A 22,684-nucleotide genomic window follows, 5' to 3' on the forward strand; every position below is an offset into this window, starting at 1 on the left:
ACCTGTTGGTTGCCTTCACCTGAGTTCGTTCCGCACGTGCCCTGGAAGGTCCGGCGGTGTCGTGTCGCCGGCGGGGTGGGGCACGTCGCGGAGGACATTGACATCGTCCGCTCCCGCCGTCCGCAACGCGAGCATCCCCTGTCCCAACCACTCGTACAGGCGGACGATCCGCACCGGTTGAGGGATAGGCGACATAGGGGTCACTGTGGGTTATCCACGCCCGGAAGCAGGCTTGATCGGTTGAGTGCGCCGGTCCGCCGCCCGGATGCCCACGCATCCCCACTCACCACCTCGGGTGAAGAGATCACCGGCCGGGCGCGTCCGGCCGATGACCGAAGATGATCTTGGCAAGCTGGCTGCCATGACGATCTCGAACCTGCCGGTGGGACCGGCCGCCGAGTCCCAGCGGCCGCTGCCCGACCTGGTGGAACAGCTTCGTCCCTACGACCCGGACCTCGTCGTGCACGACCCGGGCGGCCCGGCGGAGTGCGTGGTCCGGGGCGGTGAGCTGCTCGTCGCCGCCGACAAGGCCGAGCTGGTGCGGGACGGGCTCCGGCGTTGGGTGGACGGGGAACAGACGCACGACCAACTCGGCGTGACCCGCCTGCGGCTCCGCCCCGCGGAACGCGGTCACTGCGTCGAGCTCGCGGCGGAGGCCGCGACGGCGGCCGGCACGACCGGACCGTCGTCAGTGCAACCCAACCACGTGCACTTCGGCAGCCCGGTCCTCCACGGAACCCCCCTGCTCCAGGACACCCCCGCGCCGGTCGGCCCCGAGCTGGACCGACCAGGGGAACCGGTTCCCCCCGCGCCCGCCGACGAGGTCTGGGAGCCGGCGGTCACGGTGGCCGTGCTCGACACGGGCCTCGACCCCCACCCGTGGTTCGCCGGCCGCACCTGGTTCTCCGAGTGGGGTCTCTCCCCGGAGGTCCTCGACGCCGACGACGACGCCGGCCAGGACCGGCACGCGGGCCACGGCACCTTCATCGCCGGCATCCTCCTCCAGCACGCGCCAGGGGTGACCCTGCGCCACCAGCGGGTGCTGTCGTCCCTGGGGATCACCGACGACGTCACGGTCATGGGTGGGCTGCGCCGGGTCCGCCGCCGTGCCGCCGGCAGCGGGGAGCACGTGCACGCCGTCGTGCTCAGCTCCGGATGCCTGACCGCCGACAACGCCTGCCCGCCGCTCCTGCGCCGGGAGGTGCTCGCGTATCGGGACGCCACCGTGGTGGCCGCCGCCGGGAACCTCGGCTCCGACCGGCCGTTCTGGCCGGCGGCCCTCCCCGAGGTGCTGGCCGTCTCCGCGATCGATGCGGCGGGCCGGCGCCCGGGCTTCGCCAACCACGGGCCCTGGGTGGACGCCGCCGCTCCTGGCGTCGACGTCGCCTCCAGCTTCGTGCAGCTGCGGCCGGGGGCCGGGTACCACGCACCGGGGACCGAACACCGGAGGTACGGCTTCGCCCGGTGGAGCGGCACTTCCTTCGCCGCGCCGAGGATCGCGGCCGAGTTGGCCCTGCTGCGGCGGAACGGGGTGACGGCGGAGGCCGCCCGGGCCGAGGTGTTGCGGCACTTCCCGGCACGCTGAGGGACCGCCGACGGCCGTCCCCGCTCACCCCTTCGGGCGGTCCTGGGCCCCGCTCGGAGCCGAGACGGGTGCTGACGCCTCCAACCCGCGTCGTGATCGGGAACGGGGCGGAGGTGCGGGGTGCGGGGACGGCCGAGGCAGGACGGGGCACCAGGACTGGTCGAACGAGCGCTCGCGGGTGACGAGGTGGCCTGGCGCGAACTGGTCGACGAGTACGCCGAACTCGTCTGGGCCGTGGCGAGGTCGTTCCGGCTCGACCCCGCCGACGCCGCTGACGTGGCGCAGACGACGTGGCTGACCCTGGCCGAACGCCTCGCCAGTGTGCGGGACCCGTCCCGCCTGCCTGGCTGGTTGGTGGCCACCACCAGGAACGCCGCCCGTCGGCTGTTGCGCGACCGGCACGGCGAGATCCTCGCCGGCGCGGGCGCGGACATCGCCACCTGGCACGGCCAGGCCCGTTCGGCGGAGGTCGAGGCGATGCTCGGCGCCGAGCGCGCCGGGGTCTGGCGGGCACTGCGGTCCCTGCCCGACCGCTGCCAGCGGCTGCTCACGGCGCTCGCCTTCGCCCCCGAGTGGAGTTACCGGCAGATCAGCCTCGCGTTGGACGTCCCGCTCGCCAGCATCGGCCCCGCCCGGGGCCGCTGCCTCCGGCGGTTGCGCGAACGGTTGGGCGGCGCGACGCCAGCCGACCACCGGTCCCGGGGCGAGGACGTCGGAGGCCGAGGTGAGCTCTGAGCGTCCCGGCGCCCCCGACGAACTCCTCGACGTCCTCGCGGCCGCGCTGCGCACCACCGACCCGATGCCGGAGCGGGCGCGTCGGGACGCGCTGGCCGCCTACTCCCTGGGGCGACGGCGCGCCGCGACCAGCGCCGGTCAGCTGCGTCGACTCGGTGACCAGCTCCTCGCCGGCGGCGGTCCCGTCCTCCGGCGGCGCGGATCGGGGGTGGGGCCCGCGTGCTGGCCTTCGCCGGGGAGGGAGTGACCCTCACCCTCGACCTGGACTGGGGTGAGCGCGACCAGCTCCGGGTGGTCGGGTTCGTCACCCCGTTCCCCCGCCCGGGCGGTGGAGTCCGGGTCCTGCACCCCGCCGGTTCGGTGTTCGTCGAGCTGGACGGGGGCGGCCGGTTCACGGCGGAAGTCCCCGCCGGCCCGCTCCAGCTGATGCTGGTGCGGCAGGACCAACGGCCGCTGTCCACCGGGTGGTTGGTGCGATGACGGCGCTCGCGCGGGAACACCCGGCGGCCGGGCACGGGCGGGGCGGGCCGGATCCGAGGTGGTTGCTCCGCCGGGCGACCGCCGAGCCCCGGCGGGTCCTCGACGAGTCCGCCCGCGTGCTCGCCCCGGGCACGCGGGGCACCGCCGACCGTTCCCTCGTCGAACACGCCAGGGCGCTGGCCTTCCTGGAACTCGGCGAGCCGGCGCGAGCCCAGCACAGCCTCGACTCGGCGCGCGCGGCCGCGGTCCGCGCCAGGGGAGGCCCGGGGACGGCCTCGGGGTCCTCGCTGAGGCTCACCTCGGCCTGGGTCCGGCTCCGGCTCGGGGACACCGAGGGCTGCCTCGCGCACCTCGACCACCTCGCCCGCCGCCCGGACCCGGGAGTTCGGGCCAGGGCGCACTGCGTGCGGGCGGTGGTGGCCTGCTCCCTGGGTGAGTGGGCCGAGGCCGTCGGACGGCTGGACCGCGCGCTGCGGGCGCTGGCGGCCAGGGGGGACCGGCGGTGGCTCGCCGTCGGGTGCAACGCCCGGGCGGTCGCCTGCGGGTACCTCGGGCGGGAACGGGAGGGTGAGCGAGGACTCCGGCGGGCGGAGCGCATCTGGGAGGCGTTGGGCGAGACCCCGCGTCTCGCCGCCTGCCGGGACAACCGCGGGTTCCTGGCGCTCCGGCGAGGGGACGTGGCGGCCGCGCTGCGCGCGTTCGACGGACCCACCGAACGGGCGGGCGGCCACCGAGGGGACCCGGGGGCGCTGGTCGACCGGGCGGAGGCGCTGATCGCGGCCGGCCTCCTCCGGGAGGCTGGCGACGTGCTGGACGAGGTGGTGTCGCGGGCCGAGGAGTCACGGGATGACGTGGCACGGGCCGAGGCGCTCGTCACGCGGGCGTCCTGCGAACTGGCGCGGGGGCGGCCCGACCTCGCGGTCGGCTCCGCGCGGTCCGCGGCCAGGCTGAGCCGCGCCCGCCGGGGCGCGGCGTGGGTGGTGCTGGCCGACGCGCTGGTGTGCCGGGCGTCCCTGTCCCTCGGCGGACCCGCCGCCCCGGACCTGGCGGCCGCCGAGCGGGTGGCGATGGCGTGCCGTCGGCGCGGCTGGCACTCGGTCGCCGTGGGACTGCTGCTGGCGGTCGGGCGGTTGGCGGCGGAGCGTGGGGTGGCGCACGAGGCCGACCGGGCGCTGCGCGCGGCCAGCGCCACCGCGGAGGACTACCCCGGGGGCGATCGTCTGGTGACCGCGAACGGTCTGCTCGCCAGGGGCCTGCGAGCCCTGGGACGGGGCGACGCCGCCGCGGCCGGGCGCGCCGCGACCAGGGGGATGGCCGTCGTCGACACCGATCCGACGCTCCGGGCAGCGGTGGAGCTTCGGGGGCGGGCGCTCGAGGTGAGCTCGGAACTCGCCACCGTGGGGCTGGTGTCGGCGGTGCGGGCCGGGGAGCCGGCCGCCGCCCTGCGGTTCGTCGAGCGGCACCGGGCGCGCACCGAGTCGGTCGGGCCGGGTGGGGATCGGAAGCCCCCGTGCCGGGGCGGCGGGCGCGGGGCCTCGCCGGGGCAGCCGGCGGTGGGGTCGCCGCCCTCAGCGGGAACCGAGTCCGGGCGGTGGTCGCGGGACGCGTTCCTGCTGCGCCGTCGCCTCACCGAGCTGCGGGCGGTCCGGCGGACACGCGGCGAGGAGTTCCCCGCGTCAGCGGAACGGGCGGTGGCGGAACAGGCGCTGCGGCGGGCGAGCGGTCAGCTGTGCGCGCCCCGCGCGCCGGTGCCACCGGAGGTGCTCCCCGACCTGTTGCTCGACCGGTGCCTGGTGAGTTTCTCGCAGGTGGGGGGCCGTCTGGTCGCGGCGACGGTGGTCGCCGGTTCCGAGCCTCGCTGGTGTGACCTCGGGACGACGCGCGAGATCGCGGCGGAGGTCGGTTACCTGCGTGCCGGCCTCGTCCAGCTGGTCGCCACCCCGAGGGGCCGGCTCCGAGGGGCCGCCGCCGGCGCCGTGGCGCGGTCCTCGGCCGCGCTGGACCGCGTCCTGCTCGGGCCGCTGCGAGGCGCCCTGGCCGACCGAGGCGTGGTGGTGGTCCCGACGGGGCCGTTGCACTCGATGCCGTGGGCGGCGCTGCCAGGTCTGGCCGACCGGCCGGTGGTCGTGACCTCCTCCGTGAGCGCCTGGGCGGAAGGCGAGCGCGCTGGGCCTCGCGGTGCCGTGCGGATGGACGGCCCCGCGCTGTGGGTCGCCGGCCCCGGGCTGCCCGCCGCCGAACGGGAGGTCCGCGTCCTCGCCAGGAGGTTCGGTGGCCGCACGCTGGTGGGCGGCGCGGCGACCGCGTCCGCCGTGCTGACCGCCGCCCGCCACGCCTCGCTGGTGCACGTGGCCGGCCACGGGGCCCTGCGGCGGGATCGCCCGCTGCTCTCCGGGCTGGTGCTCGCCGACGGCACCGTCTGTTGCCACGACCTCGCGCCCGCCGGCGGTCGTGGCGGCCCCGACCTGGTGGTCCTGGCGGCCTGCGACCTCGGTCTGGCGTCGGTGGGGCCGGGCGGAGCGGCCACCGGGGTGCCCGCTGCCGTCCTGGCCGGTGGGGCCCGCACCCTGATCGCCAGCGTGCTGCCGGTCCCCGACGGCAGGACGGCGGCCGTGATGGGCGCCCTGTACCGGAACCTCGCGCGGGGCCAGTCGCCGGCGGCCGCCCTCGCCGGGGCGGGGTCAGCCACCGGCGAGCGCGGCTTCGTGTGCCTCGGTGTCGGCTGAGGACCCCCGGAGTGGCGGGTCGGGGGGCGCGTCGGAGCCGGGGCGCGCTGAAGCGGGGTGCCCCGCCGTCCCGCCGGCGGTGGGACGCCGGCGTGCTCAGAGCCTCCGCAACCGGCGCAGTGCCTCGTCCAGCACCGCCGTCTTCTTGCAGAAGGCGAAGCGCACCAGGTGCCGCATCGGATCCGGGTTGTCGCAGAAGACCTGGACGGGGATGGCCGCCACGCCGATCCGCTCCGGCAGCGCCCGGCAGAGCTCGGCGCCGTCCTCGTAGCCGAGCGGACGCGCGTCGGCGCAGACGAAGTAGGTCCCCGCCGTGCCCAGCACGTCGAACCCGGCATCGGTCAGACCCTCCGACAGGCGGTCCCGCTTCGCCTGGAGGTCCTTCCGGAGGCGTTCGACCCAGTCCATCTCCTGGCGCAGGGCGTGCGCGATCGCCGGTTGGAACGGCGCGCCGCCGACGAAGGTCAGGAACTGCTTCGCCGCCCGCACCGCCGAGACCAGTTCGGCCGGCCCGCAGACCCAGCCGATCTTCCACCCGGTGGTGTTGAAGGTCTTGCCCCCGCTGGAGATCGCCAGGGTGCGGTCGACCATGCCCGGCAGGGTCGCCAGCGGCCGGTGGACGGCCCCCTCGGGGGCGTCGTCGTAGACGAGGTGCTCGTACACCTCGTCGGTGATGGCGATCAGGTCGTGCTCCCGGCAGATCTCCGCGACGGCGGTGAGCTCGTCCTCGGTGAGCACCGTGCCCGTCGGGTTGTGCGGGGAGTTGAGCAGGAGCGCCCTGGTGCGGGGGCCGACGGCCGCCCGCAGCGCGTCGACGTCGAGGCGGAAGCGCTTGGTCGCCGGGTCCAGGACGAGGGGGGCCACCCTGCGGGTGGCGCCGGCCAACGCGACCGCCGCGGCGTAGGAGTCGTAGTAGGGCTCGACCAGCACGACCTCGTCGCCCGGTTCGACCAGGGCCAGCAGGCTGGCCGCGATGGCCTCGGTGGCCCCGACGGTGACCAGCACCTCGGTGTCCGGGTCGTACTCGGTGCCGTACCTGGTGCTGCGGTGCGCCGCGATGGCCTCCCGCAGCTCCGGGCGGCCCGGTCCGGGCGGGTACTGGTTGACTCCCTCGGCGATCGCGCGCCGCGCCACCTGCAACATGCCCATCGGGCCGTCGCTGTCCGGGAAACCCTGCCCGAGGTTCACCGCGCCGGTGCGGGTGGCCAGGGCCGTCATCTCGGCGAAGATGGTGGACGTGAAGGGTCGCAGCCTGTTGACGAGAGCTGGAGTACTCACACGTCGCATCCTGTCAGCCCGCTCCGTCGGGAAGAATCGGCGTCGTGTCCCAGCCTCTGCCCGATGAACTGACCAGGCGGCGCGCCCTGCGCCGGATGAAGGCCGTCGCCACCGGCCTGCTGCTGCTCGCCTCGGTGGTGTACGTGGTGGCCAGGTGGCAGGAACACGCCGGGGCACCGGTCTGGGTGGGGTACGTGCGGGCGGCGGCCGAGGCGGGCATGGTCGGTGCCCTGGCCGACTGGTTCGCGGTGACGGCGTTGTTCCGCCGGCCGCTGGGGCTGCCGATCCCCCACACCGCCATCATCCCCACCAGGAAGAACGAGATCGGCGACAGCCTCGGTGACTTCGTGGGGGCCAACTTCCTCGCCGAGACGGTGGTCCGGGACCGGCTCCGCCAGGCCGAGGTCGGGGCGCGGGTGGGTAGGTGGCTCGCGCGTCCGGACAACGCGGAACGGCTCACCTCCGAACTGTCCACTGCCCTGCGCGGGGCAGTCGCGGTGCTGCGGGACGACGACGTGCGGGTGGTCCTGGAGCAGGCCGTGGTGCGGCGGTTGGAGGAACAACCGTGGGGGCCGCCGCTGGGGCGCCTCCTCGGCCAGGTGGTGGCCGAGGGCAGCCACCACCGGCTCGTGGACCTGCTCTGCGACCGTGCGTACGAGTGGGTGCGGGACAACGAGGACACCCTCCGGCGGGTCGTGTCGGAGCGGGCGCCGTCCTGGTCGCCCCGTTTCGTGGACTCCATGGTCGGCGACCGGGTCTACGGGGAGGTGCTCACCTTCGCCCGGGCCGTCCGGGACGACCCGAACCACCGGGTCCGCCTGATGCTCGACGACTTCCTCACCCAGTTCGCCAGGGATCTGCGGGAGGACCCGGAGGCGATGGCCAGGGCCGAGCGGTTCAAGCGCGAGGTGCTGGCGCATCCCGCCGTGCAGGGTCTCGCGGCCTCGCTCTGGAGCAGGGCCAAGGAGATGCTGTTGTCCGCGGCGGAGGACCCGTCGAGCGAGCTCCGGACCCGGGTTCGCGGCGGGATCGAGTCGTTGGGCGAGCGGCTGGCCACGGACCCCGAGATGCGGGACAAGGCCGAGCGGTGGCTGGAGACCGCGGTGGTCCACGTGGTGGAGAACTACCGCCACGAGCTCACCTCCCTCATCAGCGACACCGTGCGGCGCTGGGACGGGGTGGAGACGGCGAGGAAGGTCGAACTCCAGGTGGGCCGCGACCTCCAGTTCATCCGGATCAACGGCACCGTGGTGGGCGCCCTGGCCGGGTTGGCCATCCACACCTTCTCCCACCTGGTGCTCTGAGCTCGGGACCGCCCCCCTCGGCCGGCCCGGCCTCGGGCGGCTGGGCGGGGGCGGCCACCCTCACTCCCTGGCGCGGTGCCGCCAGTTCCTCGACTTGGCCCGGTTGCCGCACACCCGCATCGAGCACCAGGAGCGGGACCGGTTGCGGGACCGGTCATAGAAGGCCCACAGGCAGGTGTCGGCTGGGCAGATCTTGACGCGGTCCCAGGTGCCGAGGACGGCGAGCCTGGTCGCGGTGATGAGCAGGGTCCCGATGGCGTCCTCACTGGTCAGGGCGGGTACGCCGTCGAGGAGCGTCACGGCGACCGGCCAGGGGCGTGGCGGTTCCACCCGCTCCGTTCCCGGTGCGCCGGCCGCCGCCCGGAGCGCGTCCCGCACCCGCCTGGCCGCCTGGGCGTCGCCGGGCTCGCCGAGCCCGCGCTCCGCGACCCAGCGTTCCCACGCGCTGCCCGAGTCGAGCAGGTCGGTGCCCCGCTCGGCGTCCGCCGTGTTCATGAAGACGATCAGGAGCTCGATCTCCGCGTCGTGGGGGCTCGTCACCGAGGGTCCCTCCGTCATCGGTCAACCCTAGAACGTCCGGTCGTGTGATCCACCCGTTGCGCCCTCTCTGGCATAACCCCCATAATCCTCACGGTGGTTGCTAACCACTGTGACGAGAACGGTGGTGTCGGCGCGAGGGTGGGAAGAACGGCGGTCGAGGTGGACCTGCTCATGTCCGAGCACCGACGTCGAGTGGCGGGAGCCGTCGAACGCGCCCCGGTGGGCTCGGTGGCCTTGTCACCGGCCCGGACCGCGTGGGGGTGGCCGCGGTGGCTGGGCGCACGTGCCTTCCGGCCTCGGTCGCCGGCCGTCCGACTGGCCGCCCGACCGTGCGGAACCGACGATGCGACCGGAACGTGACCGAGGAGAAGGGTGATGACCGATGAGTGAGACGGCCGCCTCCGACAGGCCCGCGACGCCGTTGGCCCTGGAGGGCTACGTGCTGGACTGTCCGGACCCGAAGGCGTTGGCCTCCTTCTACCAGGACCTCCTGGGGTGGACCGAAGTGGTCGCGGACGACCCGGACTGGGTGTCGCTGCGCAACCCGAGCGGGGGGACGCTGTCGTTCCAGCGGGACCCGGAGGTGCTCCCCTCCACCTGGCCCGATCGGGAACGGCACCAGATGGCCCATCTGGACGTCACGGTGGGGGACCTCGAGGCCGAGAGCGAGCGGGCGATCCGGATCGGGGCGACGCGGTTGTCCGAAGGACAGGGGAACTGGGTGGTCTTCGCCGATCCGGCCGGCCACCCCTTCTGCCTCTGCCGGTCCTGAGGTGGATTGAATCGGGGCGGTGACGCGGAATCCCCGGAACTGATCCGGGTCGCCGTTTCCGATTCCTCCGCCGTACGGCTGAGCTGGATTCGACCGTCCGGTGGTGGCTTGCGGTCCGGCCAGATCAGACGGCTCTCGGCTGCTCGCCGCGCTGGTGACGACGATTCCCGTTTCGCGGTCTCCCTGGTGGCGGAAACCGTTTCGACAGCGCCGAAAAATCCGTCGTCCCCCTTTTTTTCTCCAATCCGTTGAGTCGGGAATATTCGCGGTGCTAGTTTCGCGGAACCGGTTCGGCGGCGAACGGGGAAGAGATGGCGACGATCGCCGATGTGGCCAGAGCCGCGGGGGTTTCCCGCAGCACCGTCTCCTACGCCCTGTCGGGGAAGCGGGCCGTCGCACCGGAGACCCTGTCCAGGGTGCGGCGCGCCGTCCGGGACCTCGGCTACACGCCCCACGCGGGAGCCCAGGCCCTGGCGCTGGCCAGGACCGAGGTCATCGGCCTCGTGCTCCACGTCGACCACACCGGGGCGGCGCCGGCGGTGACGCGGTACGTGGCACCGATCTCCTCAGCCGCGCGCCGACTCGGGTACGACCTGCTGCTGGTGACCGACATCGACGGTCCCTCGGCGCTGCGCCGCATCACCGCGTCCGGCCGGGTGGACGGGCTCGTGCTCCTCGACGTCACCCAGGACGACCTCCGACTGCCGGTGCTGCGCGCCGCGGAGCGGCCCGCTGTCCTCATCGGACTACCCCGCGACGTCGGAGGGCTCGACGTCCTCGATCTCGACTTCCCGGCCGCCGCCGAGGTGGTGGTCGACCACCTCGCCGCCCTCGGCCACCGGCGGGTCACGCTGGTCACCCCGCCACGGGAGGTCTTCGCGCGGGGCGTCGGCCACGCCTGGCGCTTCCGGAGCGCCTGCCTTTCCCGGGCCAGGGAGTGGGGGCTGCGGGTCTACCCGCACTTCGCGGCCGCCCGGCAGGTGGACACCGGGCCCGTCCTCGACGCCGTGTTCCGCGCCCACCCCGACGCCACCGCCCTGGTCGTCCACGACGACCGGTCCGTCGCCGCGCTCCCCTCGGTCCTGCACCGCCGTGCGATGCGCGTTCCCGGCGACCTGTCCGTCGTCGCTCTCCACTTCTGGGGCGCCGGTGGCACGCCACCGCCCTACACCGCCGTCGACGCCGCACCGGCCGAGCTGGGCCGGCTGGCGGTGCGGCGGCTGGTCAGCCGGATGACCGCCGCGTCGGGCGACGAGCCCGCCGGCGTCACCTTGGTCAGACCACAGCTCACCGACCGGGCCAGCACCGCCTGACGGTGTCGTGGTCGGGGCCAGCCAGGACGAGGGGAACGGCGATGACAGGAGCCAGGGCCAGGCGGGTGCTGACGGCGACGGCGCTGGTGCTCGGCCTGGCGGCGGCCTGTTCCGGCCCTGGCGCCGACGGCCGGGGCGGAGAGCGCGACTACCGCTTCTGGGACCCCTACACGCAGTTCGGGGACGACTCGGAGTGGGCCGCCCTGGTCGCCGACTGCGGACGCCGGGCCGGTGTCTCCCTGCACCGGACCGGGTACGACGGTTCGGACCTGACGACCAGGGCGATCCTCGCCGGGCAGCAGGGCAGCTCCCCCGACGTCCTCGTGCTCGACAACCCGGTGGTCACGACCCTCGCGGAGGGCGAACTGCTCCTGCCGGTCGACGAGCTGCCCGTGGACCTCGGCGACTTCGAGGAGAACCTGCTCGAGTCGGGGGAGCTCGACGGGACCAGGTACGGGGTGCCGATCGGAGCGAACACCCTCGCCCTGTACTACAACGCGGACGTGCTCGCCGACGCGGAGGTCGATCCGGCGGCCATCCACGACTGGGCCGACCTCAGCGCCGCCCTGACGGAGATCTCGGCGAAGGGCCACCGGGGCATCACCTTCGCGGCGATCGGCAACGAGGAGGGCACCTACCAGTTCCTGCCCTGGTTCTGGGGCTCGGGCGCCGACCTGGAGGAGCTGGACTCACCGGCGGCCGTCGCGGCGCTGCGGCTGTGGAAGGGGTGGCTGGACGCCGACCTCGCCCCCAACTCCGTCATCAACAACAACCAGACCACGAGCTGGCAGGAGTTCGAGACGGGGACGTACGGGTTCGCCCTCAACGGGACCTGGCAACTGGCCAACGCCCGCGCGTCCGGCATCGACTTCGGGGTCATCCCGATCCCCTCCCGGCACGGCGGTCCGGCTCCTGGCGCCGCGGGCGGGGAGATGGTCACCGTCCCCGTCCAGGAGGACCCCAGGAGGTACGAGCGCAGCCGCGCCATCGTCGAGTGCCTCGTCAGCGACGACAACCTGCTGACCACGGACACGGTGCTCTCCTATGTGGCCCCCGTCGAGGCGCTCACCGCCCGCCAGCGGGCCGAGGACCCCGAACTGTCGCCCTGGATCAGCGCGGTGCGGGAGGCCAGGGGGCGCACCGCCAACGACCTGGGGACGAGGTACCCGTTGATCTCCGAGAACCTCTGGACCGCCGTGGGGAACGCGTTGTCCGGCGCCGAGACGCCCCAGGACGCCCTCGCCTTCGCCCAGGAGGCGGTGACCAGCGACTTCGGGCGCTGAACTGGACCGTCCCGCGCCCCCGAGGGCGGGACGGACGCGCGTGGGCGGCGAGGGGCGGAGCCAGCCGGGGAGGCGGGGGCCGACAGTGAGGAACCAGATGACGACCGCACCGAACAGGAGTGGGCCGCGCCGGCGTTGGCCGTCCCCGAGAACGACCGCCTGGGGGTTCCTCGCGCCGCTGGTCGTGTACCTGGTGGCGTTCTACCTCTACCCGCTGCTGCGGAACCTCGACCTGAGCCTGCGCGACCACACCGTCCGTTCCTTCGTGCGGAACGACGCGCCCTTCGTGTGGCTGGACAACTACGTGCGGGTGGTCACGAGCGCGGCCTTCGCCCCCGCGTTGTGGAACACCCTCGTCTTCACCGCGCTGTCCCTGGTCTTCCAGTACGGGATCGGTCTCGCGCTCGCCGTCTTCTTCCACCAGCACTTCAGGTTGTCGGTGCCCCTCAGGGCGCTGTTCCTCGTGCCGTGGTTGCTGCCGCTCATCGTGTCGGCCTCGACCTGGTCCTGGATGCTCAACAGTGAGTCGGGGGTGGTGAACTCGGTCCTCACCGCGTTCGGCGCCGACCCCGTCAACTGGCTCACCTCTCCCCAGTACTCCCTGCTCGCCGTCCTCGTCGCCAACATCTGGATCGGGATCCCGTTCAACCTCGTGCTGCTGTACAGCGGTCTCCGGAACATCCCACCGCGACTCCACGAGGCCGCCGCCCTCGACGGTGCCGGCGGCTGGCAGCGGTTCTGGCGGATCACGATGCCCCTGCTGCGACCGGTGTCGGCGATCACGCTCCTGCTCGGCCTCGTCTACACGCTCAAGGTGTTCGACATCATCTGGATCATGACGCAGGGAGGGCCGGGGAACTCGTCGACGACCCTCGCCACCTGGTCCTACGAGCTCGGTTTCGGTTCGCTGCTGCCCCGCTTCGGCCCGGGGGCGGCGGTCGGGAACCTGCTCATCCTCATCGCCCTGTTCTTCGGCGTCATCCACATCCGGGTCCAGCGGCGACAGGAGGCGGCGTGAGCACACGGCGGCAGTGGTGGAAGACCGCGCTCGGGGTCGTGCTGACAGCCCTCATGCTCTTCCCCATCTACTGGATGATCAACGTCTCGCTGACACCCGGCGAGCGGATGCGCCAGACCCCACCCGACTGGTTCCCGACCTCGCCGACCTTCGAGGGGTACGCGGCCGTCCTCCGTGACCAGCTGCCCGCGTTGGGCACCAGCCTGCTGGTCGGGGTGTGCACTGCGGCCCTGACCGTGGCCGTGGCCGCCCCGGCGGGCTTCGCCCTGGCCAAGCTCTCCCCCCTCGGGGGTGGACCACTGCACTTCGTGCTGGTCATCGCCCAGATGATTCCCGGCATCATCATGGCGATGGGGTTCTACTCCCTCTACCTCAGCGTCGGGGGTCTGGACACCTGGTGGGGGCTGGTCATCGCCGACTCCACCCTGGCGGTGCCCTTCGGCGCGCTGGTGTTCACCGCCTTCATGTCCGCCGTCCCCGACGAGATCATCCAGGCCGCGCGCATCGACGGCGCCGGTCTCTGGCGCACCTTCCGGTCGGTCGTCCTGCCCGCCAGCCGGAACGCGGTGGTCACCGTCTCGCTGTTCGCCTTCCTGTGGGCGTGGTCGGACTTCGTCTTCGCCAACACGCTGAACGGGAGCGGGGACGTCCGGCCGATCACCCTGGGCATCTACCGGTACATCGGGAACAACGACCAGGACTGGAACTCGATCATGGCCACCGCCGTCGTCGCCTCGGTGCCGGCGGCGGTGTTGCTGGTGGTCGCCCAGCGCTACGTGGCCGCCGGTGTCACCGCGGGCGCGGTCAAGGACTGACCCCAGGAGTTGCGCACCCGGTGCGTACACCCGGTGTAGGGTGCGCCCCATGTCGACGAGCCAGGCCCTGCTCGGGCTGCTCGACCAGGGGGCTCGGCACGGTGACGACCTCGAACGTGCCTATGACGAGCGCTTCGGCCGCGAGCGGGAACTGAAGTTCGGCCAGGTCCACTCGACCCTGTCCCGCTCGCTGCGGGACGGGTTGGTCGAGGTGGAGCGGACGGAACCCGGCTCGGGACCGGAGCGCGAGCGCCACACGATCACCGAGGCCGGTCGCCGCCACGTCGCCGAGTGGCTCTCCACCCCGGAGAGACCCACCGCCCACCTGCGGAACGTGTCGTACACGGAACTGAGCCTCGCCCTGCTCACGGGACGCGATCCCGTCCGGTGATCGACCTGCAACGGGGAGAGCACCTGACGCTGATGCGCGAGTTCACCCGCGGGAAACGGGATGGCGACGTGGCCGACCAGCTCGTGCGCGACTACGCGCTGCCGCACCTCGAGGCGGACCTGAGATGGTTGGACACCGCCGAGGCGAGGATGGGACAGCTCGTGAACAACGGGGGACAGGAATGACGGCGGGCGTGAGGGGTGCGGCGGACGGTGGATCCGGGCCGCTGCTCACCGCGGTGGGACTCGAACTCACCTTCGGGCGGAACCCGGCGCTCAGAGGCGCGAACTTCACGATCGAGCCCGGTGAGATGGTCGCGGTCCTCGGCCCCTCTGGTTCGGGCAAGTCGACCCTGTTGCACTGCCTCGCCGGAATCCTGGTGCCCACGGCCGGCTCGGTGGTGTTCGACGGCCAGGAGGTCTCGGCGATGAACGATGTGCGGCGCAGCGAGCTGCGCCGCACCTCCTTCGGGTTCGTCTTCCAGTTCGGCCAGCTCATCCCCGAGCTGACGGCCCTCGAGAACGTGGCGATGCCGTTGCGGTTGTCGGGGAAGCGGCGTCGGGTGGCGGAACGGCAGGCCCTCGAGTGGCTGGACCGGCTGGGCGTGGGTTCCGTGGCCGACCAGCGCCCCGGCGAGATCTCCGGCGGGCAGGGACAACGCACGGCCATCGCGCGGGCCTTGGTGGCCGGTCCGAGGGTCGTCTTCGCCGACGAGCCGACCGGCGCCCTCGACTCGGTGCAGGGGGACGAGGTGATGACCCTGCTCGCATCCGTCGCGAGGGAGACGGATGCCGCCGTCGTCCTGGTCACCCACGAACCACGCGTCGCCGCCTACTCCGACCGCGAGGTGATCGTTCGGGACGGGCGGACCGACGACCAGCGGGCGAACGGGGAGCGGAACCTGTGAGTCCGCCGTCCTTCACACCGGTTCGCTGGCTGCGTGACCTCGCGCTGGGGGTCAGGTTGGCGTTGACCGGCCGCACCCCCTGGGGCCGGATGGGCCTGAGCGCGGCCGGGATCGCGCTCGGCGTCACGGCCCTCTTCGCCGTCGCCACGTTGCCCGAGATCATCGGCCTCCGCGAGGAGCGGGACGCGGCGCGGGCCCCCGTCGCCGTCCACGAGCTGTCCGACGCGGAGGGTGTCCCGGCCGCGGCGCTGGCGGCGACCTCCGCCAGCACCAGGTTCCAGAACGAACGGATCAGGGGTTTCTACGTCACCGACGTCGGCCCCGAGTCCCCGCTCCCGCCCGGCGTCGACGCGCTGCCAGGCCCAGGGGAGATCGTCATCTCCCCTGCCCTGCGCGAGCTGCTGGCCGCCCCCGAAGGGGAGCTGCTCCGGCCCCGCTTCCCCGAGCGCGTCGTCGGCGAGATCGGCCCGGAGGGGCTGACAGGGCCGTCCGATCTGTACTTCTACGCCGGCGCGGAACGGCCGATGGTCCAGTCGGACGTGGTGGTCGGTTTCGGCGGGTACGACCGGATCGGAACCCTGTCCCCGATCCTCTGGGTCAGCTACGCGGTGGGGACCGGGGCGATCCTCGTGCCCGTCGTCGTCTTCGTAGCCAACGCGACCCGGCTGGCGGAGTTCTCCCGCATCCGTCGACTGGCCGCGCTGCGGCTGCTGGGCGCCGACCGCCACCAGATCCGGCGGCTGGCCGTCGGCGAGGCCCTGCTCGGAACCGCTCTCGGGCTGCTGGTCGGAGCGCTGCTCTTCGCGGTCGCCAGGGCGTGGCTGACGTCCCTCCCGATCGTGGAGGGCGGGCTGTTCCCGGACGACATCCGCCCGAACCCGTGGATCCTGGCCGTCGTGGTCGTGGGACTGCCGCTGCTCGCGGTCGGCAGTGCCCTCTTCGCGACGCGTCGCGTCGCGGTCGAACCACTGGGGGCGGCCAGGGCGGGCGCGGCGGAACCGAGGCAACTGGGGTGGCGGGCCGTCCCGCTGTTGCTCGGCCTGGTCGGGATGGCTCTGGTCAACTGGGGCATGCTCTCGGGGAGCAACGATTTCGCGCCGTTGCTCCTGACCACCTCGGTGGTCCTGATGCTGGCCAGCATCCCCGCCCTGCTGCCGTGGATCGTCGAGCGGCTCGTCGGTGGGGCACGCGGGGGGCCGGTGGCGTGGCAGCTCGCGGTGCGACGTCTCCAGCTGGACAGTTCGACGGCCTCCCGGTCCGTCAGCAGCGTCGCGGTCGTCCTGGCGGGTGTCATCGCGCTCCAGGCCGTGCTCACCTCGACCGCCGCGTCGCTCAGGGAGATCGAGGCGACCGGGGACGGGAGCTCCGGATTCACCATTTCCTCCTCACCCCAGGTGATCCCGGTCCCGAGGGAGGAGGGCGTCGACGCGCTCCGTGGCCTGCTCGACTCCCTGTCCGCCGACTTCCCCGAGGGGCACGTCACCGGGTGGCTGGAGACGTCGGGCGAGGACGGGGACGGGGACCACTTCCCGGTCGTGATCGGCGACTGCCCCAGCCTGGTCACGATGTTCGAGGTGAACGACTGCGTGGACGGCAGTTCCTACCGCGCGGCCCTGGACGGCGAGCCCATTCCGCTCGTCCCTGGGCAGACACTGACCCTCGACCCCAACATCTGGCCGGTGAGGCCTGGGGAGCCGGTGCGGGTGGGCGAGCCCTTCGAGATTCCGGCCGGCGCCAGGGTGATCAAGCCCCTGGACGAGACCGTCGGCTGGTACCACGGTCGCGCCCTGGTCCTCACCCCCGGGGCCGCGGTCGACCTGCCCGAGGCCACCTACTACCAGCACCTGCACCTGCGGTTCGACGAGGTGGATCCGAGGCTGGTCGAGGAGGTGCGCAGCGCGGTCTGGGAGGAGTTGCCCGCGACCTACCTGTACGACGACATCCTCAGCTTCGACGAGGAGGCCAGCTCCCTCGTCCACGCTCGCCAGGGGCTCTGGATCGGAGCGTTGATCACCTTCGCGCTGGTGGCGAGCAGCCTGCTGGTGGTGGCCGTGGAACAGATCCAGGAGCGGCGCCGCCCGCTGGCCGTGGTGGCGGCGGTGGGGGCGCGTCGGCGCACGCTGGCCGGGTCCGTGCTGGTGCAGACGGCGATCCCGATGGTCGCGGGACTGTTCATCGCCGTGGTGGTGGGACTGCTGATCGCCGGGTTGGCCCTCGTCCTCCTCTTCGACCACTTCGAACCGGACTGGGCCGGGATCGCGGCGATGGCGGGCGTGTCGGCGGCAGCCGTTCTCGTGGTGACTTTGTGTACGCTGCCCACACTCCGGCGCGCGTCCCGCCCGGAGGAGCTCCGTTCGGAATAGGTAGGGCCGGGCGAGCTGCGCCGGGGGAGTCCTCGGTGGTGGTGCGGCGTTCGGGGCGCGGCACCAGCCTGGTGGCGACCGGAGTGGACCCGACGAAGCCGCGTCGGTTCACCGTGACGGCCGCCGGCGAGCCTGGGCCGTGGTCGAACGGGGTGGCCACGGCCCAGGCCCTTCCCGGGAGGACGATGCTCCGGCGCGGTACCCGCCGCACGGGTGCCCGGGGCGAGGCCGATCGGTCGGCCCGCGAGGTGCTCCGCCCGTGTTCGCCGCGACCCGTCCGCACGCTCCCACCGGGGGATGGGCGCGGGGTCCCGGGCACGGCGAGCGCGCCTCACCGGCGGCGGTAGGCGAGCGGGCGCGGCCCGCCGTGCGCAGCGGGTCCGGTAGCCGCAGCGGGTTCGGCCGTGCGAGGTGCCGGCCCGGGCGGGCGAGGACGCGCCACCCGGCGGCCGGCGGATCACCCGAAGATGTCGAACACGTTGTCCAGGAAGTCCTTGCGCCGCTTCTTCTTGGAGTCCCGGTACCGTCCGTGGTGGTCCCGGTCGCGGTGGTCGTCGTCCCAGTACTCGCGGTCGCGGTGGTCGTCCCGGTAGCGGTCGCGGTACCGGTCGTCGCTCCGGGGATGGGGCTCGTGACGGCGGTCGTGGACCCGCGAGGGGGGTGGGCCGGGGCGAGGTCCGGGTGGTGGCGCCGGCCGGCCGTAGTGCGCCCGCTCGGCGAGTGCGAGCTGTTCGAGTTCCCCCCGGTCGAGGAAGATCCCCCGGCAGCCCTGGCACTGCTCGATGTGCACTCCGTTGCGCTCGTACGTGCGCATCACGTCGTGACACTTGGGGCACAGCAGATCCATGCCGTCAGAGTAGGAACGACCTCGTTCGTACCCGGTGAGGTCGTCGGTACCGCCGCTGCGCGCGCGTGGCGCGGCCGGAGCCTCGGGCGTTCGGGGGCTGGCTCCCCTCCCGTGGGAGCCACCAGCCCCAGGGTCACCCCTCGCGCCGGCACACGGGACCGCCGGGGTGCCCCGCCCCCTTCTCGCCGGGAGGGGGCGGGTCGGGACGCCCCTCCGCCGAGTCTCGGTGGTCCAGGCCCGGGTGCCCGGCGGAGGCTCCGCGTCGCCCCTGGCCGGGGCTCGGTTCGCGGCGCGGGGTGCGCGAGCGGGCACGATCGGGACGGCGCCGGGCCGGGGTCACCGGGGGTCACCCGAGGAACAGCGAGCCGAGTCCCCAGCCCAGCGCGGCGGCCGCCAGCCCGAGCGCCAGGTTGGCTCCCACGTTCGCCAGCGCCAGCCACCGCCGGCGGTCGTCGAACAGGGCCAGTGTGTCGTGGGCGAAGGTCGAGTAGGTGGTGAACGCCCCGCACAGGCCGGCTCCCAGGAGCGGCTCCGACCAGGTCGGCGCCCACCCCGCGACCAGCCCGGCGGCCAGCAGCCCGAACACCAGGGAGCCGCTCACGTTCACGAGCAGTGTGCCGAGGGGGAAGGGGCCGGGATACCACCTCCGCGCGGCCCGGTCGACGAGGTAGCGCAGCGGCGCGCCGACGCCAGCCCCCACGGCGACCAGGAGCGAGGTCAGCACGCCGTACCCCCGGCGGCACTGGGAGCGAACGCGTTCGCCGGGCTCCGCCCGTCCGGGCCGCGCCGCATCACCACCGCCCCTCCCGGGTCCGCACCACCCACCGCGCGAACGCGTCCCCGCCCGCCACGGCCACCAGCGCCCCGAGGAGGGTGCCGGCGAGCACCAGCACGGCGACCGCCGGCCTGCCGGCGACCAGCAGTGCCGTCACCTCGACGCTGTGGGCGGAGAAGGTGGTGAACCCGCTGATCACCCCGGTGACGAGGAACGGCCGGAGCAGGGGGAGGCGCGGCCAGACGCGCGGGGCGAGCACGGCCACCACGCCGATCAGGAAGGACCCGAGCAGGTTGACCGACCAGGTCGCGAGGGACGGGCCGCCCGTGGGCAACGCCACGCCGACGCCGTGGCGGGCGAGCGAGCCCACCACACCGCCCAGCGCGACCACGCCCACCGTCGCGAGCTGACTCCTCCCGGCCATGACGGCTCGACGGTAGTCCCCGAGGGCGGCCTTCGGTAGCGTCCCTGGCATGAGCTCTCCTCGCCCGAATCCGCCGCAGCTGCTCTGGTACGCCCTCGGAGGACGGCTGCCGGGGCGGTACCGGGAGTGGGTGCTCGCGGACGTCACCACCCCGGGTTGGCTGTGGCGGTACGGGGCACGGGCGTTCGTCCGCCTGGCCCCGGTGGCCGCGCTGGTCGCATGGGCGCTGTGGCTCGTGAGCGGTGAGCCGCTGGTCGCGGCGATGTCGGTCTTCCTCGGCCTCATCGTCGGCGTCTACTTCTCCCTGTCCTACGCCATCGAGAAGGCGGACGCCCGTCTCGTCAGGTACGGGTACCCGCCCAACCACGCCTCGGCGGTCCGCCGGGCGGACCGGGAACGGCTGCGGCAGGAGGAGAGCGCCCGCTACGCGGCCCGATGGCGTTCCTCCCCCTGAGCAGGGGCACCGCTCGCCACCCGTTCCCCGTCCTCGCTCGCCCGGCTTCCCGCCGGCGCCGTCCCCCGCCCGGCCTCGGCCTCGGGGTCCCCCGGTGCTCTCGGGCGTCGGAGGCGTCGACGGCGCACCCGCTCGTCCCTGATCGGATCCCGGCCTCGAGGGGCCAGCGGACGCGCGGGCATGGGGCCGTGCAAGCAGGGTGCTTGCGGTAGCTAGCACGCGCGCGTACCGTCGAAAGCGCGGAGAACGTCCGCGCGAGCGAGTCCGCCGCTGATCGAGGACAGGGAGACGTGCCGATGCCACGGGTCGACAGGGTGGTCAACCGGGCTGTCGCCGACATCGGTGAGTACATCCGCACCCAGCGGAACAACGCCCAGATCTCCCTGCGGCAGCTCGCGAGGGCGGCGGGGGTGTCCAACCCCTACCTCAGCCAGATCGAGCGGGGGCTCCGACGCCCCAGCGCCGAGATCCTCTCGCAGATCGCCAAGGGGCTGCGCATCTCCGCCGAGACCCTCTACGTCCAGGCCGGGATCCTCGACCGGCCGCGAGGGGGGCCGGTGGTGGACGCCATCCACGCCGACCCGGACCTCACAGAGCAGCAGAAGCAGGCCCTGCTGGCCGTCTACGAGTCGTTCCGCGTCGGAGCCGAGCAGGCCGCCGAAGATCCCGACGACTCCGCGGTCGGCCGGTCCGTCGACCTGAGCGGAGCCGGAGCGGGAGAGGTCCCGCCCGTCTCCTCCGAGATCCGACCCCACGACAAGGAGTGATGACCATGCCCGCACTGCCCACCGCTGAGGACATCGACAAGGCGCGCGAGCAGGCGTCCGCCGTCGTGAACGAGGTGCTGTCCCAGGCCCGCACCCCGCTCCTGGCCGTGCTGGGAGCCGGCGACGTCGCGGCGAGGACGGTTCGTGACGCGCTGGAACGCGCCCGGAAGGAGCTCGCCGAGCGCGCCGAGGCCGCCAAGGACGGCATCGGCGAACTGCAGCTCGACACCGGCCAGTGGCGGGAGAAGTTCGACCCGGCCGAGCTCCGCAAACTGGTCGACGCCTACAGCGAAGCCGCCGTCCGGATCTACGGCACCCTCGCCGAACGCGGCGAGGAGACCTTGGGCAGGCTGCGCGCCCAGCCTCGGGTCCAGCAGGCGTTCGACCAGGTCGGAGCCGGCGTGGACACCGCCCAGGAACGGGTGGAGACGGTCGTCGAGGACGTCCGCGAGCTCGCGGACGACGTGCTCGGCAAGGTGAGCCGGAGCACCCGGTCCACCGGCGAGAAGGTGGCGGTGGCCACGAGGAAGGCCGCCGACGAGACCGCCCGCGCGGTGCGGGACACCGCCGAGGAAGCGGCTGACGCCGTCACCGAGGCCGGCGCGTCCGCCGCCTCGGCGACGCGGAGCACGAGCAGGAAGGCGGCCAACCGCACGCCGAGGAAGGCGCCGACCGGCGGTGCTCGGCGCGGCCAGAAGAAGGACTGAACGCGGCCGAAGACCAAAAGGGCAGGGTCGCCCCGAGTGGGGCGGCCCTGCCCCTTCGCCTGCCGGCGGGCCGACCACGTCTCCGGGTCGTGCCGTGGCCGGGGCCGGCGCCGGCCGGGGGTGCGCCCCGCAGAGCCCGCGCCGGATGGCTGGCGGCCGGGCGGGCGCGCCGTCCACTCGTGACCGAGGTCACCCGTCGGCCCCTGTCGGACGTGGACCTCGGCCGACACTCGGGGACACCCCTTCCGCTCGGCCCGTAGGCTGGGGGCATGTACCAGGGACACCCAGCTCTCGAGCCCATCGCCTGGATCCTGTTGGCCATCAAGCTCGCTGGGATTCCAGTGGGAGCGTTCGCCTTCCTGCACGCGGTGACCCAGCGGGCGGATGCCTTCGTGGCGGCGGACAAGCTGAGCAAGAACGCCTGGATGGGCATCACCGGTGGCGCGACCCTGGTGCTGCTGCTGTTCCACCCGATCGGGCTGGGCACGATGTTCTGGATCGCCGGCCTCGTGGCGGCTCTGGTGTACATCGTCGACGTTCGACCGAGGATCACCGATGTGCAACGCGGGCCGAGGTGGTAGGCGGCTAGCCTCCACCAGATGGGCACCTTCAGCATCGGAGCACTGGGTACCGAGCCCGCGACGGATCACACCGACCTGCTGGCCGAGCCGGTCGCGGCGGCCCTGGCCGCCCTTCCACCCGATGTCGCCCGCCAGTTCGGGGTCGCCGAGATCGACCCCGACGACTCCGACACCGCGAGGTTCACCGAACGGTACGAGGTTCCGCTCGACGCCTCGGCCAACTGCGTGGTCGTCTCGGGCCGGCGGTCCGGCGAGACCCGGACGGCCGGCTGCCTGGTGCTCGCCACGACCAGGGTGGACGTGAACGGGGCCGCCAGGCGGCGGCTCGACGTGCGGAAGGCGTCGTTCGCGGCGCAGCGGGACGCGGTGGAGCTGACCGGGATGGAGTACGGGGGCATCACCCCGCTCGGGCTGCCCCCGGGGTGGCCGCTGCTGGTGGACGAGGCCGTCCTCACGGCTCCGCTCGTGGTCCTGGGCAGCGGGGTTCGGCACGGCAAGCTCGTCGTGCCGGGTGCCGCCCTGCTCGCGCTCCCCGGCGCCGAATCCCTCCCGGGGCTGGGAGTTCCCCCGGTCTCCTGACCCGATCGGCGCCGACGCCGTCGTGTCCGCCCACCCGGCT

Annotated in this window: 24 protein-coding genes and 1 pseudogene; 19 read left to right on the forward strand and 6 right to left on the reverse strand. The window is 73.5% G+C overall.

Annotated features, from left to right (window positions below; translation table 11 throughout):
• Positions 1 to 15 precede the first annotated feature (15 nt).
• Positions 16 to 195, reverse strand: a complete 180-nt coding sequence (locus G443_RS17770; protein WP_030104558.1) for a hypothetical protein — start codon at positions 193 to 195, stop codon at positions 16 to 18.
• Positions 196 to 361: 166 nt separating this feature from the next.
• On the opposite strand from G443_RS17770, the gene G443_RS17775 reads away from it, so the two are divergent.
• From G443_RS17775 to G443_RS17795, 5 genes are all read left to right on the forward strand, one after another.
• Complete coding sequence (locus G443_RS17775) at positions 362 to 1,585, forward strand: S8 family peptidase (protein WP_026419632.1); 1,224 nt, start codon at positions 362 to 364, stop codon at positions 1,583 to 1,585.
• 120 nt (positions 1,586 to 1,705) lie between these two features.
• Positions 1,706 to 2,320: an RNA polymerase sigma factor gene (locus G443_RS17780; RefSeq protein ID WP_051314154.1), complete on the forward strand. Its 615-nt coding sequence runs from the start codon at positions 1,706 to 1,708 to the stop codon at positions 2,318 to 2,320.
• Positions 2,310 to 2,567: a hypothetical protein gene (locus tag G443_RS17785; RefSeq protein WP_253860242.1), complete on the forward strand. Its 258-nt coding sequence runs from the start codon at positions 2,310 to 2,312 to the stop codon at positions 2,565 to 2,567. Before G443_RS17780 ends, G443_RS17785 begins: the two co-directional genes overlap by 11 nt.
• Positions 2,540 to 2,800 (forward strand): hypothetical protein, encoded by a 261-nt coding sequence (locus G443_RS17790; protein WP_253860243.1) that lies wholly within the window; start codon positions 2,540 to 2,542, stop codon positions 2,798 to 2,800. Before G443_RS17785 ends, G443_RS17790 begins: the two co-directional genes overlap by 28 nt.
• Positions 2,797 to 5,526, forward strand: coding sequence for a CHAT domain-containing protein (locus G443_RS17795; RefSeq protein ID WP_026419630.1), 2,730 nt, complete (start codon positions 2,797 to 2,799; stop codon positions 5,524 to 5,526). Before G443_RS17790 ends, G443_RS17795 begins: the two co-directional genes overlap by 4 nt.
• 96 nt (positions 5,527 to 5,622) lie before the next feature.
• Here the strand turns inward: G443_RS17795 and G443_RS17800 are convergent, their stop codons facing one another.
• Positions 5,623 to 6,804, reverse strand: coding sequence for a pyridoxal phosphate-dependent aminotransferase (locus G443_RS17800; RefSeq protein WP_026419629.1), 1,182 nt, complete (start codon positions 6,802 to 6,804; stop codon positions 5,623 to 5,625).
• 95 nt (positions 6,805 to 6,899) lie between these two features.
• Here G443_RS17800 and G443_RS17805 point away from each other — a divergent pair, with 95 nt between their 5' ends.
• The gene (locus G443_RS17805; RefSeq protein WP_030226620.1) at positions 6,900 to 8,108 is read left to right on the forward strand and encodes a DUF445 family protein; all 1,209 of its coding nucleotides are present in this window, start codon (positions 6,900 to 6,902) and stop codon (positions 8,106 to 8,108) included.
• A 60-nt stretch (positions 8,109 to 8,168) separates the two neighbouring features.
• On the opposite strand, the gene G443_RS17810 is transcribed toward G443_RS17805, so the two are convergent.
• A complete protein-coding gene (locus G443_RS17810; protein WP_026419627.1) occupies positions 8,169 to 8,666 on the reverse strand; it encodes a CGNR zinc finger domain-containing protein in 498 nt (165 codons plus the stop codon).
• 364 nt (positions 8,667 to 9,030) lie between these two features.
• Between G443_RS17810 and G443_RS17815 the strand changes: the two genes are divergently transcribed.
• From G443_RS17815 to G443_RS17850, 8 genes and pseudogenes are all read left to right on the forward strand, one after another.
• On the forward strand, positions 9,031 to 9,420 hold the full coding sequence (locus G443_RS17815) for a VOC family protein (protein WP_030104551.1): 390 nt from the start codon (positions 9,031 to 9,033) through the stop codon (positions 9,418 to 9,420).
• A gap of 311 nt (positions 9,421 to 9,731) precedes the next feature.
• The gene (locus G443_RS17820) at positions 9,732 to 10,733 is read left to right on the forward strand and encodes a LacI family DNA-binding transcriptional regulator (protein ID WP_026419624.1); all 1,002 of its coding nucleotides are present in this window, start codon (positions 9,732 to 9,734) and stop codon (positions 10,731 to 10,733) included.
• Between the two features lie 41 nt (positions 10,734 to 10,774).
• On the forward strand, positions 10,775 to 12,016 hold the full coding sequence (locus tag G443_RS17825; protein ID WP_026419623.1) for a sugar ABC transporter substrate-binding protein: 1,242 nt from the start codon (positions 10,775 to 10,777) through the stop codon (positions 12,014 to 12,016).
• 97 nt (positions 12,017 to 12,113) lie between these two features.
• Positions 12,114 to 13,034: a carbohydrate ABC transporter permease gene (locus G443_RS17830; RefSeq protein WP_026419622.1), complete on the forward strand. Its 921-nt coding sequence runs from the start codon at positions 12,114 to 12,116 to the stop codon at positions 13,032 to 13,034.
• 53 nt (positions 13,035 to 13,087) lie between these two features.
• Entirely contained in the window at positions 13,088 to 13,849 is a 762-nt protein-coding gene (locus G443_RS17835) for a carbohydrate ABC transporter permease (RefSeq protein ID WP_211237573.1), read from the forward strand.
• Positions 13,850 to 13,898: 49 nt separating this feature from the next.
• Positions 13,899 to 14,425, forward strand: a pseudogene (locus G443_RS17840) (PadR family transcriptional regulator).
• Positions 14,422 to 15,147 carry an ABC transporter ATP-binding protein gene (locus G443_RS17845; RefSeq protein WP_051314153.1) on the forward strand — a complete coding sequence of 242 codons (726 nt, stop codon included), beginning with the start codon at positions 14,422 to 14,424 and terminating at the stop codon, positions 15,145 to 15,147. The pseudogene G443_RS17840 and the gene G443_RS17845 overlap by 4 nt, the downstream one beginning before the upstream one ends.
• Positions 15,144 to 17,510 carry an FtsX-like permease family protein gene (locus G443_RS17850; RefSeq protein ID WP_026419619.1) on the forward strand — a complete coding sequence of 789 codons (2,367 nt, stop codon included), beginning with the start codon at positions 15,144 to 15,146 and terminating at the stop codon, positions 17,508 to 17,510. The genes G443_RS17845 and G443_RS17850 overlap by 4 nt, the downstream gene beginning before the upstream one ends.
• Positions 17,511 to 17,967: 457 nt before the next feature.
• On the opposite strand, the gene G443_RS17855 is transcribed toward G443_RS17850, so the two are convergent.
• The 3 genes from G443_RS17855 to G443_RS17865 all read right to left on the reverse strand — a co-directional run bounded on the left by G443_RS17855 (position 17,968) and on the right by G443_RS17865 (position 19,607).
• Entirely contained in the window at positions 17,968 to 18,357 is a 390-nt protein-coding gene (locus G443_RS17855; protein WP_035292516.1) for a zf-TFIIB domain-containing protein, read from the reverse strand.
• A 346-nt stretch (positions 18,358 to 18,703) separates the two neighbouring features.
• On the reverse strand, positions 18,704 to 19,081 hold the full coding sequence (gene crcB, locus G443_RS17860; protein ID WP_245588867.1) for a fluoride efflux transporter CrcB: 378 nt from the start codon (positions 19,079 to 19,081) through the stop codon (positions 18,704 to 18,706).
• Between the two features lie 67 nt (positions 19,082 to 19,148).
• Positions 19,149 to 19,607 (reverse strand): fluoride efflux transporter FluC, encoded by a 459-nt coding sequence (locus G443_RS17865; protein WP_051314152.1) that lies wholly within the window; start codon positions 19,605 to 19,607, stop codon positions 19,149 to 19,151.
• Between G443_RS17865 and G443_RS17870 the strand changes: the two genes are divergently transcribed.
• From G443_RS17870 to G443_RS17890, 5 genes are all read left to right on the forward strand, one after another.
• The gene (locus tag G443_RS17870) at positions 19,606 to 20,010 is read left to right on the forward strand and encodes a DUF5313 family protein (RefSeq protein WP_026419615.1); all 405 of its coding nucleotides are present in this window, start codon (positions 19,606 to 19,608) and stop codon (positions 20,008 to 20,010) included. The genes G443_RS17865 and G443_RS17870 overlap by 2 nt on opposite strands.
• Before the next feature lie 296 nt (positions 20,011 to 20,306).
• The gene (locus tag G443_RS17875; protein WP_026419614.1) at positions 20,307 to 20,777 is read left to right on the forward strand and encodes a helix-turn-helix domain-containing protein; all 471 of its coding nucleotides are present in this window, start codon (positions 20,307 to 20,309) and stop codon (positions 20,775 to 20,777) included.
• Positions 20,777 to 21,484 (forward strand): hypothetical protein, encoded by a 708-nt coding sequence (locus G443_RS17880; protein ID WP_051314151.1) that lies wholly within the window; start codon positions 20,777 to 20,779, stop codon positions 21,482 to 21,484. Before G443_RS17875 ends, G443_RS17880 begins: the two co-directional genes overlap by 1 nt.
• A 269-nt stretch (positions 21,485 to 21,753) precedes the next feature.
• The gene (locus G443_RS17885; protein ID WP_026419613.1) at positions 21,754 to 22,065 is read left to right on the forward strand and encodes a DUF2516 family protein; all 312 of its coding nucleotides are present in this window, start codon (positions 21,754 to 21,756) and stop codon (positions 22,063 to 22,065) included.
• Between the two features lie 18 nt (positions 22,066 to 22,083).
• Positions 22,084 to 22,644 (forward strand): YbaK/EbsC family protein, encoded by a 561-nt coding sequence (locus tag G443_RS17890; RefSeq protein WP_026419612.1) that lies wholly within the window; start codon positions 22,084 to 22,086, stop codon positions 22,642 to 22,644.
• Positions 22,645 to 22,684: the final 40 nt, after the last annotated feature.

This window comes from Actinoalloteichus caeruleus DSM 43889 (genome assembly GCF_000429185.2).
Classification (GTDB): domain Bacteria; phylum Actinomycetota; class Actinomycetes; order Mycobacteriales; family Pseudonocardiaceae; genus Actinoalloteichus_B; species Actinoalloteichus_B caeruleus.

Bases quoted from the DNA above. Each gene is read 5' to 3' on its own strand.
- G443_RS17770 (WP_030104558.1), bottom strand. From the start codon at position 195: ATGTCGCCTATCCCTCAACCGGTGCGGATCGTCCGCCTGTACGAGTGG.
- G443_RS17775 (WP_026419632.1), top strand. From the start codon at position 362: ATGACGATCTCGAACCTGCCGGTGGGACCGGCCGCCGAGTCCCAGCGG.
- G443_RS17795 (WP_026419630.1), top strand. From the start codon at position 2,797: ATGACGGCGCTCGCGCGGGAACACCCGGCGGCCGGGCACGGGCGGGGC.
- G443_RS17805 (WP_030226620.1), top strand. From the start codon at position 6,900: ATGAAGGCCGTCGCCACCGGCCTGCTGCTGCTCGCCTCGGTGGTGTAC.
- G443_RS17810 (WP_026419627.1), bottom strand. From the start codon at position 8,666: ATGACGGAGGGACCCTCGGTGACGAGCCCCCACGACGCGGAGATCGAG.
- G443_RS17815 (WP_030104551.1), top strand. From the start codon at position 9,031: ATGAGTGAGACGGCCGCCTCCGACAGGCCCGCGACGCCGTTGGCCCTG.
- G443_RS17820 (WP_026419624.1), top strand. From the start codon at position 9,732: ATGGCGACGATCGCCGATGTGGCCAGAGCCGCGGGGGTTTCCCGCAGC.
- G443_RS17825 (WP_026419623.1), top strand. From the start codon at position 10,775: ATGACAGGAGCCAGGGCCAGGCGGGTGCTGACGGCGACGGCGCTGGTG.
- G443_RS17830 (WP_026419622.1), top strand. From the start codon at position 12,114: ATGACGACCGCACCGAACAGGAGTGGGCCGCGCCGGCGTTGGCCGTCC.
- G443_RS17835 (WP_211237573.1), top strand. From the start codon at position 13,088: ATGCTCTTCCCCATCTACTGGATGATCAACGTCTCGCTGACACCCGGC.
- G443_RS17845 (WP_051314153.1), top strand. From the start codon at position 14,422: ATGACGGCGGGCGTGAGGGGTGCGGCGGACGGTGGATCCGGGCCGCTG.
- G443_RS17855 (WP_035292516.1), bottom strand. From the start codon at position 18,357: ATGGATCTGCTGTGCCCCAAGTGTCACGACGTGATGCGCACGTACGAG.
- G443_RS17870 (WP_026419615.1), top strand. From the start codon at position 19,606: ATGAGCTCTCCTCGCCCGAATCCGCCGCAGCTGCTCTGGTACGCCCTC.
- G443_RS17865 (WP_051314152.1), bottom strand. From the start codon at position 19,607: ATGCCAGGGACGCTACCGAAGGCCGCCCTCGGGGACTACCGTCGAGCC.
- G443_RS17875 (WP_026419614.1), top strand. From the start codon at position 20,307: ATGCCACGGGTCGACAGGGTGGTCAACCGGGCTGTCGCCGACATCGGT.
- G443_RS17880 (WP_051314151.1), top strand. From the start codon at position 20,777: ATGACCATGCCCGCACTGCCCACCGCTGAGGACATCGACAAGGCGCGC.
- G443_RS17885 (WP_026419613.1), top strand. From the start codon at position 21,754: ATGTACCAGGGACACCCAGCTCTCGAGCCCATCGCCTGGATCCTGTTG.
- G443_RS17890 (WP_026419612.1), top strand. From the start codon at position 22,084: ATGGGCACCTTCAGCATCGGAGCACTGGGTACCGAGCCCGCGACGGAT.